Source organism: Chitinophaga jiangningensis, assembly GCF_900142605.1.
Lineage (GTDB): Bacteria > Bacteroidota > Bacteroidia > Chitinophagales > Chitinophagaceae > Chitinophaga > Chitinophaga jiangningensis.
On sequence record NZ_FRBL01000007.1, the window covers coordinates 249,952 to 262,830 of the forward strand.

The following is a 12,879-nucleotide window of genomic DNA, read 5'->3' on the forward strand; positions in this document are numbered from 1 at the left end:
CCTTTCCGGCTTTTTTTGTTATTTAACACTATGCATTTTTAAGATGGCTGGAATGTTCCCTACCGGTAACCTGCGGCCTTTGCCGCCAATTTTCATCGTAGTATACAAAAAAGGCCATCCACACCGTGCGACTCAAACGCATAATCAGTGGCTGCAAAATCAGCAGTAGCAAGCCATTGAAGCCTAACCACCAGAAAATTCTGTTATCGTAAATGGAGAAGCCTATAAACAGCCACCAGGCAATTAAACTCGCCACACAAATTGCGATGGACAATGCGTAACTAACATAGCCTGTTCCATAATAAAATCCTACCTCTACTTCCACCTTCTGGCCACATACCGGGCACTCTTCCGGCATATCCATGCAGTGCTTTAAATCGTAGGGATTAGTACTGGAATAGATGCTTCCACGGCGGCAACGCGCACATTTATTGCCAAGCAGTGAAAGAATGAAATTGGGCTTTTTGTCGTGAGATTTATCTGCACACATGGCTTTAAGTATTTTATCAAACAATATTTTTTCTGAACTCCTCCGGGGTAACACCTGCATACTTTCGGAAAAACTTCGTGAAGTACGAATTATCTGCAAAGTTGAGCTGGTAGGCGATGGCGGAAATGTTAGTATCAGCATTCACTAACAGCCGCTTCGCTTCCAGTAGCACACGGTCGCGAATCACCTCCCCTGCTGATTTGCCAAGCATGTGCTGACAAAAAGCATTGAGATAATTAGGTGTTACGTACAACATGGCGGCGTAATCTTTTGGGAGCCGGAGCTGCATATAATGCTGCTCTACCAGCTTGCGGAAATTACGGAGCAACAGGTTGTTATGCAGCATGTCCTGCCTGATAGCACCCTGTTGGGTACTTCTGCCCACGCGGATGAATAATTCCAGCATCAGCAGCCGCAGCATATCCATGTTAAAGGGCTGATTGGTAGCCACTTCCTGAAGCATTTCCTCAAAAATGCGTGTGACTTCCCTTAGCGCTGTTGCCGTTAACTCCACCACGCCTTCGGCTGCTACCCCGCTCAGAAACGGAAAGCGTTCTATATAGTCCGCATCCTTCAGAAAAACATTGAAAAAGCCGGCAGATACATTGATCACGTATCCATCCACCTTTCCTTCAAAATACCAGCCATGCACCTGACCAGGTACCATAAAGTACAGCTGACCCGGCTTCACGGGAAAACGCTCGAAATCGATCGTATGCGTACCGCTGCCACTGGTAAAAAGTGCCAGATGATAAAATGAATGCCGATGCGGAAAATGAATATCACTATGGGCGGCCAGGTATTCCGGGAACCTGGCTACTACGACATCCTCCTGTGTGGGCTTTCCCATTACCAGGGAACAGATATCGTATGTAGGGATATTAGCCTTTGCCATGATATGACAAAGGTACTACCGGGATCGTTAACACTATTGTTATAAAAGGAGCTTTAATGGTACTTTTTACTTATTGAGGAGATTTGGGGTATTTAATGATTGGCGTAAGCCCCGCAGGACTTACGCCAACTGAATTATTTTACATATTTGCTAAGCCATTCGTCCATTTCCCACAGCATGTGCAGGATACTTTCCTTAGCAGCATAACCATGGCTTTCCTGTGGTAAAAACACCAGTCGTGCAGTGCCGCCATTGCCTTTCAGGGCATTATACAGGCGCTCACTCTGGATAGGGAAAGTACCGGAGTTATTGTCAGCTTCCCCGTGAATCAGCAGGATAGGCGTTTTCAGCTTGTCTGCATAGGAGAAAGGCGACATTTTATAATACACATCGGGCACCTGCCAGTAAGAGCGCTGCTCGTTCTGGAAGCCGAATGGCGTAAGGGTACGATTGTATGCACCGCTGCGGGCAATACCGGCCTTAAACAGGTTCGTATGTGCGAGCAGGTTAGCAGTCATAAAGGCACCGTAAGAGTGGCCGCCTACCGCGATGCGGTTTTTATCGCCGATGCCCATGTCGCTGATCTTGTTCACGGCGGCTTCGGCGTTCATTACCAGCTGGTCAATGAAGTTGTCGTTAGGTTCTTTATCACCTTCGCCTACAATCGGCATTTCGGTGGCATCCATTACAGCAAATCCGCGGGTTACCCAGAAGATCGGAGAACCGTAGGTTACACGGGTGAAGCGGTATTCGGAACCACGCACCTGTGCAGCATCGCTGGCGGACTTGTATTCCCGCGGGTAAGCCCACATGAGTACCGGCAGGCGACCATCTTTTGCAGGATCGTAGCCTTTTGGCAGGTACAGCATGGCGGTAAGGTCTACGCCGTCTTTACGTTTGTATTTCAGCAGTTGCTTCTGTACCCCTTCCAATTGTGGCTGTGGGTGCGGGAAAGCGGTTAACTGGGTGGAAGTTTTTTTCTTCAGGTCCTGTACAAAATAGTTAACGGGAGATGTAACCGACTCACGGGCGATAACTACCAGTAAACGGGCAGGATCAATCACGTTGGCCACCTGCTCATAATAAGGAGCTTTAGAACGCCATATGATATTTTGCTTTTTTGTCTTCAGGTTAAATGTAGCCAGGAATGGGCGGTCGCCTTCCGGAGAAGCACCTGGCGCATTCATCAGCAGGTCGCCGGCTGGTGATACGTATACCACTGAACGGTTGAATTCATTTTTAGTGGTTATTGGCGTGCCCGGATCGTTGTAACGGTCATTTTCGGATCTGTCGATGAGCAGCACCGGGGCCTGTTCCGGATGGGAAGGGTCGATGGTGCTTACTTTTATGCGCTGTTTGGAGGAATTTGATTCCGTGATCAGTGCCAGCTGGTTGTTACCCCAGGTAACACCGTAGAGTCGTTCCGGCGTTTGCGCCAGTGTAACGGCTTCGCCGGTAAATGGTGCTGCCAGGCTTTTCAGCTCATCTCGGAAAGGCACGTCTTTTTTAGGATCGCCGCCGTCCAGGGCTTTGATCCAGGTGATGGTGGCAGGAGCATCGGCTCTCCAGGTGAAGCGGCGTGGATAGTTGGAGGCAGCGTCGAAGCCTTTAGGCCGTACTTCGTCCAATGGCTTGTCGGACAATACTTTCACCTCTTCACCGGTTATTTTACGTATAGACGTTACTGTTGGAAACCTGTCGGACCCAACGAGGTAGCTGTATGGGCGGTGCTGTTCTGCTACCAGTAAATATTGTTTATCGGGAGATGGGGAGGCTGCCATAAAAATTCCCGGTTTGCTGATCACGGTTTCATTAGCGCCATCCACGATTACCAGCTCCGACTGGAAATAATAATCGTACAGTAATTCATCGAAAGGATTTTTCAGCATATCCTGGTAGGTGGCTGCCGGAGCTGCTTTACCGCTGGTTTGCTGTGTAGTAGGGCCTTCAGGTGCCAATGGCTTTACCGGCGCGTTACCAATGTTTTGCGGTACGGCGAATACGATGAAGCGGTTGTCGTCCAGCCAGGTGAAGCCGTTACCATCTGTGAGGTTCAGCTTACGTTTGGTGACCTGTTTGGCTGCGCCGGTAGCCACTTCAGCTACCCAGAGGGTGATGCTGTTATTATCACTAACGGAGAAGGCTATACTCTTTTGTGATGGTGACCAGGAGATGCCACTGATACGGGCGTTAGCCGGTAATCCGGTAACAGCATACTCTTTTTTGGCTACGAGGTTTTTGATTTTAATAGCGGTAAAATAAGGCGCGCGGCTGGGACCAAAGTTGGCAGGGTTGATACGGGAACCGGCGAGGCGGTATTCCGGCTGCGACAGCTCTTCGATGGTGGGATAGCTGGATTTTTCCAGCACCAGCATTACATCTCCTTTTCCGTTAAAATCTACCGTTGGCGAAGGTGCGGCCATAGCCAGGTCCAGGATGCTCTGGGCAGGCGTCTGGTACTTTAGTGCATCTTGTGCATACACCCTGAAAGACATTAACAGGGTTAATGACAGAACTAATTTTCTCATATAGCAGTTTAAGTTAATACTGGTTGTAACGTAAGCGTATAGGCTGATCGCGACAAAATAGGATTTAATCACAGAAAATTAAAATCATTTGTGATAAGCGTTTGGGGAATTTGATTATCTTTTGGAAACCAATATAACCCTCACCTATGATGACGAACGAGGAGCAGATCCTATGGGAGCAAATAGATAGTTTCAATCCCGATTCACTTAATGCCAGCTTCACTTTCACCCATCGGCTTGCGAGAGAAAACAACTGGGACATTGCCTTTGCCGAGCGGGTTGTTGCAGAATACAAGTGCTTCATTTTCCTTACTGCTATTACGGATACGGGCGTAACGCCATCTGAAGCGGTGGACCAGGCGTGGCACCTGCATCTCACCTATACTAACTCTTACTGGAAGGACCTTTGCCGGAATATTATCGGAAAAGAAATCCACCATAATCCCACGCAGGGCGGAGAAGCAGAGAATAAGAAATTTTATATTTTTTATAGGGAGACATTAAGGCTGTACCTGGAAAAGTTCGGGGTAAAGCCACCATCGGACATCTGGCCGGATGTGGATGAACGGTTTCTCCCTGCGGAGAATGTGTGGGTGGACCGTAACAGGCACTATGTGATCCGTAGGCCAGGCTGGCTAACGCAAATAACGTCCACCCTCGTATGGAAGGCCATCATTTTTGCAATATTCCTGGGTTTTATCCTTTGGCTGGCAGGCTGGAGTTTCAAATTTATACTACTGGGAATCGTTTTGACAGGTATAGCCGTTTTGGCTTTATCCAATATAGGCGGCGGGGATTCTACTACGACCAGCGGCGGATGTTCCGGGAGTTGCGGCACAGATTCCTAATGTTCCGTAACCTTCATCAAGACAAGTTTTCCGTTTAAACATCGGAATCTCCCTACACGCTTCTCCGCCATGGTAGCCGATCCCACACACGGCACCTGCCTGATGAAGGCTGTAGCATCTCCCTAAAATCAATTTTACAGAGAAATTTTAATTCGTTTACCTTTGCAAACATCAGATGATATGATGAGCAAACCAACTTCTCCCTTAAAACGAATGAGCCTGGCCGAAGAGGTAGCCGGCCTATTACAGGATGCAATTGAATCCGGCAGGTACCGGGTGAATGACCAGCTCCCACCGGAGCCGGAACTGATGGTGCAATTCGGTGTAGGCAGGAGCAGTATCCGTGAAGCGGTGAAGATCCTTGCCAACCGTGGCTTTGTAAAAGTACAGCAGGGATTAGGAACGTTTGTTACATCACAGAATGGCTCGGGAGAGCCGCTCACCCAGCGCTTACAGCGTGCTGATTTTGAGGACCTGAATGAAGTAAGGCTGGTGCTGGAAGTAAAAATTGCAGAAAAAGCAGCGCTGCTCAGATCAAAGAAAGATGTGGAAAAGATGAAAGGCTTTCTGAAGAAACGCTTTGAATATGCTGTCAGCAACCAATTGGAAGCATGTATACAGGCTGACATCCACTTTCACAGCGCCATCGCAGAAGCCGCGAAAAATGAGCTGATGATAGAGCTGTACGGAACCGTGGCTAATATGCTGAAACAATCATTTGTACAGCGCTACGGCAATACAGATACATTCATAGAAACGCAGGAACTGCATGAGGCACTGCTGCACGCTATTGCAGACAAAGACCCAAAAAAAGCATGGTCCTGCGCTACTAAAATCGCAACACACGGTAAATAACCGGATTTTTTGACAATCAAACATCAGATGATCTGATCTTAAAAAGAAACATCATGTCCACAACATTAGCCGAACAGCAAGAACCTGCCGTGGTGGAGAAAGTAGCCCAGCAAACAGTGTTCTCTATCCTGATAGCCTTAAGTTTTACTCACCTGCTAAACGACACCATGCAGTCCCTCATACCCGCGATATACCCGCTGGTAAAGGACTCCCTGAAACTTAGTTATTCCCAGGTAGGCCTCATCACCCTCACCTTTCAGATGTCGGCCTCCATATTACAGCCCCTCGTAGGTTTGTACACGGATAAAAAGCCGCAACCTTATTCCCTGGCCATCGGCATGGGCTTTACGCTCATAGGCCTGGTGAGCCTGGCATTTTCTCACACATTTGCCATGGTGCTCGTGTCCGTAGCCCTCACCGGCGTAGGTTCTGCCATCTTCCATCCGGAAGCATCCCGACTGGCACACATGGCCTCCGGCGGTAAACACGGCATGGCACAGTCGCTGTTCCAGGTAGGCGGAAATGCGGGCAGCTCCCTGGGGCCCTTGCTGGCCGCGGCCATCATCGTTCCTTTCGGGCAGTTTAATGTAATCTGGTTTTCACTGGCAGCACTGCTGGCCATTGTGGTAATGATGCGCATCAGCAAATGGTACACCCAAAACATGCATCGTGCGAAGCCTAAAAAGGCCGCACAACATATAGAAAAAGCGAAGCTGCCCACCTCCACCGTGATCTTTTCACTGGTGATCCTGCTGGTGCTGATCTTCTCCAAATACTTCTATATGGCCAGCATGACCAGCTACTACACTTTCTATCTTATCAATAAATTCCATGTCAGCGTTCAAAGCGCACAGGTATACCTGTTTGTGTTCCTGTTCGCCGTAGCCGCAGGTACTTTCTTTGGTGGTCCACTGGGCGACCGCATCGGCAGAAAATACGTGATCTGGATCTCCATCCTTGGAGTAGCACCGTTTTCACTGCTGCTGCCACATGCCAACCTCTTCTGGACTGCCGTACTCAGTGTATTCATTGGCGTTATTCTCTCTTCCGCCTTTTCAGCCATTCTCGTGTATGCACAGGAGTTAGTACCAGGTAAAGTGGGTATGATCGCCGGACTGTTCTTTGGGCTGGCGTTTGGCATGGCTGGTGTGGGCTCTGCCCTGCTCGGAAAATTAGCCGACAGCACCAGCATTGATTATGTATATAAAGTGTGCGCTTACCTTCCATTGATGGGGTTATTGACAGGACTCCTGCCAAACCTGGAAAAGCGGAAAGTATAGCGATTGCATGAATAAGGCTACATTCGCACCATAGAAAAATTTAAGTTATGTGGAAAGGCATTTTGCTAGTATTGCTTGGGGCTTGTAGTTTCGGAATTCTGTCATCCATCGTGAAGCTGGGCTATCAGCAAGGCTTTACCCTGGGAGAATTATGTAGCCTTCAGGCCGGGTACGGGATGGTGGCGCTTTGGTTGATTCACTGGATCTCCGGCGCTGCCACCTATGGTCTGAAATCAAAAGATGCACGCACCTGTTTTATTCTGGGAAGTTCTACCGGCCTGGTAAGCATTACCTATTACCAGAGCGTTCAGTACATCCCGGCCAGCATCGGTATCATCCTGCTCATGCAGTTTACCTGGATGAGTATGCTGGCAGAATGGATGATTTATAAAAAGAAACCAACGCCAACCCAATGGGTGGCAGTGGCACTGATTCTGGCAGGTACTTGTTTGGCCGGTGGGCTAATCAGTAATGGCGCTTCCGAAATAAATCTGGCCGGTATCGGCTATGGCTTGCTGGCAGCGTTCTTCTACACGATTTTCATTGTGGTGAGTGGCCGCGTGGGCCGTTCCCTTACGCCAGTGCTGAAAAGTGCCTGGATTGTAACGGGTGCCTTTGTAGTGATCACATTAATATTTCCACCGGTATATCTGATTAACGGTCGTTTTACGGAAACCAGTTTATGGATTTGGGGGTTGCCGCTGGCCCTGTTCGGCACGGTATTGCCCCCATTCCTTTTTTCAAAGGGAATGCCGCAGACAGGTGTGTCGTTGGGCGCCATCCTGAGCGCAGCAGAGCTGCCCGTGGCTACTATAGCCGCCATGGTGCTGCTGCATGAAAAGATTACCATCGTGCAGGTAGTGGGTGTTTTTGTGATACTGGGAGCGATTGTATTGGCCAACCTGAGAAAGAAACTTAGTTAGTGAGTAATTGGAAACCGGCAGCTTCGCTGCCGATTTTGTTTTTTTGCGGCCTGCGGCCGCTGCCAGCCGGAAAAGATTGCCAGACCTCCGGGCCGGGTTCAACCTAATCAGCAACCGTCACAGGTGGTTCCTGATTCAGGTACCATTTCTAAAATCACCCATTTTTAAGGTGCTTTTTTAATTATCTTTGCTGCCTCGTATAAGAAATAAGTGAATTACGAACAGATTCTCCATGAAAGCATTTAACATTTTTATTCTATATCGCTTTCCAATAGGCATTATCCTGTTGATTGGCGGTATTGCCCTCGGTCTGACAGTGGGTTGGTGGGAAGCTACCATTGTATTAGTACTGGCGGTAGTGTGTTTGGTGACACACCTGATGTTTGGACCTATGCGACTGGTGCAGGAAGCCGTGGAAGCCGGTGATCTCGACAGAGCCAACGCTTTAATGAGCCAGGTAAAATTTCCTAAACTGCTGTATAAACCCATCCGTTCTGTTTACTTCTTCATGCAAAGTAACATGGCGATGTACAGCAACGACCTGGATAAAGCCGAAGCTACCATCCGCCAGAGTATTCAGTCCGGCAGCCCGATGAAAGAATACGAGGGTATGCAGTATTTCCAGCTGGGTACCATCGCTTACCAGAAAAACGATCTTAAAACCGCAGACCAGAACCTGAAGAAATCCCTTCGTATGGGCCTGCCGGACAAAGAAAATACCGCTGCCGCACTGCTCACCCTGGCGTCTATTGCCATGAGCCGCCGCGACTTCAAATCTGCCAAGGAATATTTCCGCAGAGCAAAAGCGCAAAAGCCTACTACCGAGCAGTTAGTAAGCCAGATCAAAGAGATGGACAAGTATATCTCCAGAATGCCTGGTTGATTTTCGCCCAAAGCGTTTCAGCAGGATAGCGATATCCTGCTTTTTTTTATCCACGAACTACCGATTGTTTCGCTGCAGTTTTGCTAACCGACGTAATCCGTAGTTCGTTTTTTTATTCCATATATTTTGAGAACAACTATTGCAATCATCCTCATGGCTGCGTCTATTCCAGCCATGGCACAGGACTCCAGCCGCATCAGCCATCTTTCCGGCGTTACAGTTACCGCCACCAAAGGCCCCCAGAAAGCCAGTGAAACCGGTAAGGTAGTCACCATTTTATCCCGCGAATACCTGGAAAGGAACAGCGGTAAATCAGTAGCCGCCATCCTCAATGAGCAGGCAGGCATGGTCGTAAACGGAAGCAATAATACTCCCGGTACCGTGCCTGAGGTGTATATGCGCGGCTCCTCTAATGGCAATACGCTGATCATGATCGACGGGCAGCCCGTAAGTGATGCCACTTCTATCCCCAACAGTTTCGACCTCAACTTCATACCGGCCGAACTGGTAGAACGCATCGAAATCCTTCGTGGCAGCCAGTCTACCCTCTATGGCTCCAATGCCGTAGCCGGTGTTATCAACGTGATCACCCGCAAAGGCAGCGGTAAAAAAATAGGCGCCACTGCTGGTTTTGGCTATGGCAGCTATAACGACAAGCAGGCTAACGCCAGTATCCACGGCCAAATCAATAAATTTTCCTATCTGGCAGGCTATCGCTATGAAAAAACCGATGGCATGTCCGATGCCTATGATTCTACCGGTAAAGCAGGTTTCGATAAAGACGGATTCCGCCAGCATGCCGTGTTTGCTAAACTCGGCCTCGATGCCGGGAAGCGCTGGCATCTCCAGTACCTCTTTAATTTTAACGATTACCATCACGCACTGGATGAATATGCGTATACTGATGATAAAGATTACAACGGGAAATCCAGGTACCAGCTGCATGGCTTCCACAGCACCTATACCTTCGGTAAAGGGAGCTGGCATATGCTGTACAGCTTTCAGCAAACTAACCGGAATATCCTGAACGACTCCGGATACATTACTCCTTTTGGCTATGCCAAGTATGATAATACCTCTTTCCGCTCCAACATTCACCAGGCAGAGAGCTATGTGAATGTGGACCTGAACCACCAGGTAAGGCTGATTGGCGGCGCTGCGTTTACCCGCAGTACTATGGAACAGGAGGACTTCCTGGTAAAAAACAGCATTCCGGCAACACCACCCGTAATTACCTATATTCCGGCGGATTCAGCCAAGAGCAACCAGATCAGTGCCTATGCATCCGTATTGCTGCACAATATGAACGGATTCAACCTGGATGCCGGCGGCCGTTATAATCACCATAGCCTGTACGGTAATAATGCCACCTTCAGCATCAACCCGTCGTACCTGATCAACGACAGACATAAACTGTTCCTGAACGTTTCTTCAGGGTATAAAGTACCATCTCTTTATCAACTCTATTTCCCCGGATATGGTAACAGTGGGTTGAAACCGGAGGTAACTACCAGCTACGAAGCTGGCTACCAGCTGGGATTAAATCGTGTAAACGTACGTGCAACGGGCTTTTACAGGCATACCAGGGATCTGGTTATATTCTGGTTTGATCCGGTAACTTTTATGAGTCAATACCGCAATGCGGATAAGCAGGAAGCCTACGGCGGAGAACTGGAGGCGGACGTGGAAATCACCAAAGGCCTGAACCTGACCGTTAACTACTCTTATACCGATGGCCAGATAAGCACTTCACAGAACGGCAAGGATACTTCTTATTACAACCTCTACCGTATCCCCCGCAATGCGGTAAATGCCACGCTGGGCTACCAGGTTACACCGGCATTTTACGCCGCTGCCACCTACCGTTATGTGGGTGAGCGCTGGGAATCAAGCAATCGTATGGGAGATTATTACACCCTGGACCTCTACGGTGAATATAAATTTGGTAACTTGCTTAAAATTTTCGGGCAGTTTCGGAATATTACAGATATAAAATATTTCGATATCACTGGTTATAATTCCCGGAGATTTAATTTTAATACGGGTATAATTCTTAACTTATAAATTCTAATACCAGCATATGTCTTTAAAGAATCTTAATCCACAATTTGGCGTGCTGCTGCTGTTTATTCTGGCTGCAGGCGTTATCAGAGTTGTGTTGGGAGCGGATGCAAGCATGTCTCCCATTGCTATGTTCACTCCCGTAGGAGCGATGGCTTTATTTGGTGGTGCTACTTTCCAGCAGAAATGGAAAGCCTATGTATTTCCTTTACTGACGTTGTTTCTGAGTGATGTGGTAATGATGCAATTCTTCCAGAAAGAGTTTGCACAAGGCCTGCTGTACAGTGGCTGGATCTGGAACTATGCGAGCTTTATCCTGATTGTGCTCGCAGGTCAGTTATTGATTAAGAAAGCTGCTGTGGGCAATATCCTGGTGGCTTCTGTGGCTGCTGCGGTGATCCACTGGCTCGTATCCGACTTTGGCGTATGGATTGGCGGTGGCTGGGATATGACTACCGGCAAACCTTATACGAAAGATATGGCCGGCATCATCAGTTGTTATGCACAGGCGATCCCTTACATGCGGTTCTTCCTGGCTGGTACGGTTATCTATTCTGCCATCTTTTTTGGCGGCCTTGTACTGGTACAAGGCAAAAAACTCCGTGCTGCGCACTAATTCCATCACATAATATTTTAATTTAGAGATTTTTGAGTGCATCACTCCGGTTTTGCACTCTGGAATCTCTAAGTTATTTTAGGGCCTGCCTAAAATAGCTGCATTCAGCAGAATTCTGTCTATAGCACGCTGTATGAGCGTATAAAACGGCATACAAATAAGGACTATCAAAACAAATCAATAGCACATGCGTAAATTTTCACGCTCCCTTCCCGTTTCACTGGCCCTGGCTGCAGCACTCACGATCGGAATGGCTGCCTGTCAGAAATACGAAGCGGGCATCACGATCCCCTCTGTGACAAACCCGGGAGTAACAAATGGATTGGATACTATTTATCTGGGTGATTCGCTGAAAATAGCGCCTACCTTAGGAAACATTGCCGGCGTTCCTACCTACCAATGGCTGGTAAACGGTGTGGAAGCAAGTACAGATTCCGCCTTTGTATTTAAACCTACTGCCAACGGAGATTATACCATCTCTTTCAAAGCCTTTGCCGGTAACTCTCTCACCGGTTATTATTACCGCATTAAAGTATTTGCACCATACGAAAATGGTTATTATATCCTCAACGAAGGTTCCTTCCCTAATCCGGGCAGCCTGAACTTTTATCGTGGCGGAGAAGATACCATGATCACTAATATCTTTGCACGCCTCAATCCTGGCAAAACACTGGGAACTACTTCCCAGTATGGTCAGTTGTATAACGGCAAGCTGTATATGGTATCCAAGCAGGGTGCTTTTGTAGCTGCGGACGCCAATACCCTGAAAGAAACCGGCCGCATCGCCAGCTTGCCAGCCGATGGCCGCGCCTTCTGCGGAATCGATAACAGCCGTGGCCTGGTAACTACCGCCGACGGGGTATATGTTATCAACCTGCAAACCCTTACCTTGGGAGCCAAAATAGCGGGTATTACAGGTCAAACCGGTGGCATCATCAAATCCAACAACTATGTGTTTGTACTGTCTGAAACTGATGGGGTGATTGTACTGAATGCCAGTGATTTCAGCATCGTGAAGAAGTCAGTGAAGGCAGATGTTGGTTTCGCGAGAAGCCAGGATGGTAATATCTGGGCAGCTTCCGGCAAAAATTTGTATGCTATTAACGAGGGTACCCTGGAGGTGAAAACCTATGCGATCCCCGTTAACATCTATGATAGCTGGGGTTATTGGAACGCTGGTTCCCTGTCTGCCGCGAAATATGAAAACGCCGTATACTTCAGTGAAACGGATGCTTACGGCAGCGGTACTAAAATTTACAAATTTGTACCTGGTATAGATACTACCTTAACAACACCACTGGTGAAACTGCCAGACAACAGGATTCTGTATGGCGCCGGGGTAAGGTATAATTCGAGAGACACCACGCTGATAGTAACTGCACTGACCTCCGATTATCAATCCAACACACTGTTGATTTATAATGCGGTGAACGGTACACTGAAGAAAACCATTAACTATCCTGGGTTATACTTCCCATCTATGCCGGTATCTAACTAATT

The 12,879-nt window shown here is 48.1% G+C and carries 11 protein-coding genes; 8 read left to right on the plus strand and 3 right to left on the minus strand.

Translation table 11 applies throughout. The features are described 5' to 3' along the window. Positions 1-28 precede the first annotated feature (28 nt). From BUB18_RS19215 to BUB18_RS19225, 3 genes are all read right to left on the minus strand, one after another. Entirely contained in the window at positions 29-490 is a 462-nt protein-coding gene (locus BUB18_RS19215) for a DUF983 domain-containing protein (protein WP_073084220.1), read from the minus strand. 16 nt (positions 491-506) lie between these two features. Then, positions 507-1,385, minus strand: a complete 879-nt coding sequence (locus tag BUB18_RS19220; protein WP_073084222.1) for a helix-turn-helix domain-containing protein — start codon at positions 1,383-1,385, stop codon at positions 507-509. A 134-nt stretch (positions 1,386-1,519) separates the two neighbouring features. After that, positions 1,520-3,913, minus strand: coding sequence for a S9 family peptidase (locus BUB18_RS19225; protein ID WP_073084223.1), 2,394 nt, complete (start codon positions 3,911-3,913; stop codon positions 1,520-1,522). Positions 3,914-4,059: 146 nt separating this feature from the next. Between BUB18_RS19225 and BUB18_RS19230 the strand changes: the two genes are divergently transcribed. From BUB18_RS19230 to BUB18_RS19265, 8 genes are all read left to right on the plus strand, one after another. After that, complete coding sequence (locus BUB18_RS19230) at positions 4,060-4,761, plus strand: glycine-rich domain-containing protein (RefSeq protein ID WP_178372158.1); 702 nt, start codon at positions 4,060-4,062, stop codon at positions 4,759-4,761. A gap of 180 nt (positions 4,762-4,941) precedes the next feature. Continuing rightward, positions 4,942-5,616 carry a FadR/GntR family transcriptional regulator gene (locus BUB18_RS19235; protein WP_245805702.1) on the plus strand — a complete coding sequence of 225 codons (675 nt, stop codon included), beginning with the start codon at positions 4,942-4,944 and terminating at the stop codon, positions 5,614-5,616. A 53-nt stretch (positions 5,617-5,669) separates the two neighbouring features. Continuing rightward, positions 5,670-6,896, plus strand: coding sequence for an MFS transporter (locus BUB18_RS19240; protein ID WP_073084226.1), 1,227 nt, complete (start codon positions 5,670-5,672; stop codon positions 6,894-6,896). A 47-nt stretch (positions 6,897-6,943) separates the two neighbouring features. Next, the gene (locus BUB18_RS19245) at positions 6,944-7,819 is read left to right on the plus strand and encodes an EamA family transporter (RefSeq protein ID WP_073084228.1); all 876 of its coding nucleotides are present in this window, start codon (positions 6,944-6,946) and stop codon (positions 7,817-7,819) included. Positions 7,820-8,051: 232 nt separating this feature from the next. Continuing rightward, complete coding sequence (locus BUB18_RS19250; protein ID WP_073084230.1) at positions 8,052-8,702, plus strand: tetratricopeptide repeat protein; 651 nt, start codon at positions 8,052-8,054, stop codon at positions 8,700-8,702. Positions 8,703-8,828: 126 nt separating this feature from the next. Next, positions 8,829-10,766 (plus strand): TonB-dependent receptor plug domain-containing protein, encoded by a 1,938-nt coding sequence (locus tag BUB18_RS19255; protein ID WP_143160008.1) that lies wholly within the window; start codon positions 8,829-8,831, stop codon positions 10,764-10,766. A 16-nt stretch (positions 10,767-10,782) separates the two neighbouring features. After that, complete coding sequence (locus BUB18_RS19260) at positions 10,783-11,379, plus strand: DUF6580 family putative transport protein (RefSeq protein WP_073084233.1); 597 nt, start codon at positions 10,783-10,785, stop codon at positions 11,377-11,379. A 187-nt stretch (positions 11,380-11,566) separates the two neighbouring features. Then, positions 11,567-12,877, plus strand: coding sequence for a DUF5074 domain-containing protein (locus BUB18_RS19265; RefSeq protein ID WP_073084235.1), 1,311 nt, complete (start codon positions 11,567-11,569; stop codon positions 12,875-12,877). Positions 12,878-12,879: the final 2 nt, after the last annotated feature.

What these genes read in the sequence shown, in the direction of transcription:
- BUB18_RS19215 (WP_073084220.1), bottom strand. Translation starts at nt 490, where the DNA reads ATGTGTGCAGATAAATCTCACGACAAAAAGCCCAATTTCATTCTTTCA.
- BUB18_RS19220 (WP_073084222.1), bottom strand. Translation starts at nt 1,385, where the DNA reads ATGGCAAAGGCTAATATCCCTACATACGATATCTGTTCCCTGGTAATG.
- BUB18_RS19225 (WP_073084223.1), bottom strand. Translation starts at nt 3,913, where the DNA reads ATGAGAAAATTAGTTCTGTCATTAACCCTGTTAATGTCTTTCAGGGTG.
- BUB18_RS19230 (WP_178372158.1), top strand. Translation starts at nt 4,060, where the DNA reads ATGATGACGAACGAGGAGCAGATCCTATGGGAGCAAATAGATAGTTTC.
- BUB18_RS19235 (WP_245805702.1), top strand. Translation starts at nt 4,942, where the DNA reads ATGATGAGCAAACCAACTTCTCCCTTAAAACGAATGAGCCTGGCCGAA.
- BUB18_RS19240 (WP_073084226.1), top strand. Translation starts at nt 5,670, where the DNA reads ATGTCCACAACATTAGCCGAACAGCAAGAACCTGCCGTGGTGGAGAAA.
- BUB18_RS19245 (WP_073084228.1), top strand. Translation starts at nt 6,944, where the DNA reads ATGTGGAAAGGCATTTTGCTAGTATTGCTTGGGGCTTGTAGTTTCGGA.
- BUB18_RS19250 (WP_073084230.1), top strand. Translation starts at nt 8,052, where the DNA reads ATGAAAGCATTTAACATTTTTATTCTATATCGCTTTCCAATAGGCATT.
- BUB18_RS19260 (WP_073084233.1), top strand. Translation starts at nt 10,783, where the DNA reads ATGTCTTTAAAGAATCTTAATCCACAATTTGGCGTGCTGCTGCTGTTT.
- BUB18_RS19265 (WP_073084235.1), top strand. Translation starts at nt 11,567, where the DNA reads ATGCGTAAATTTTCACGCTCCCTTCCCGTTTCACTGGCCCTGGCTGCA.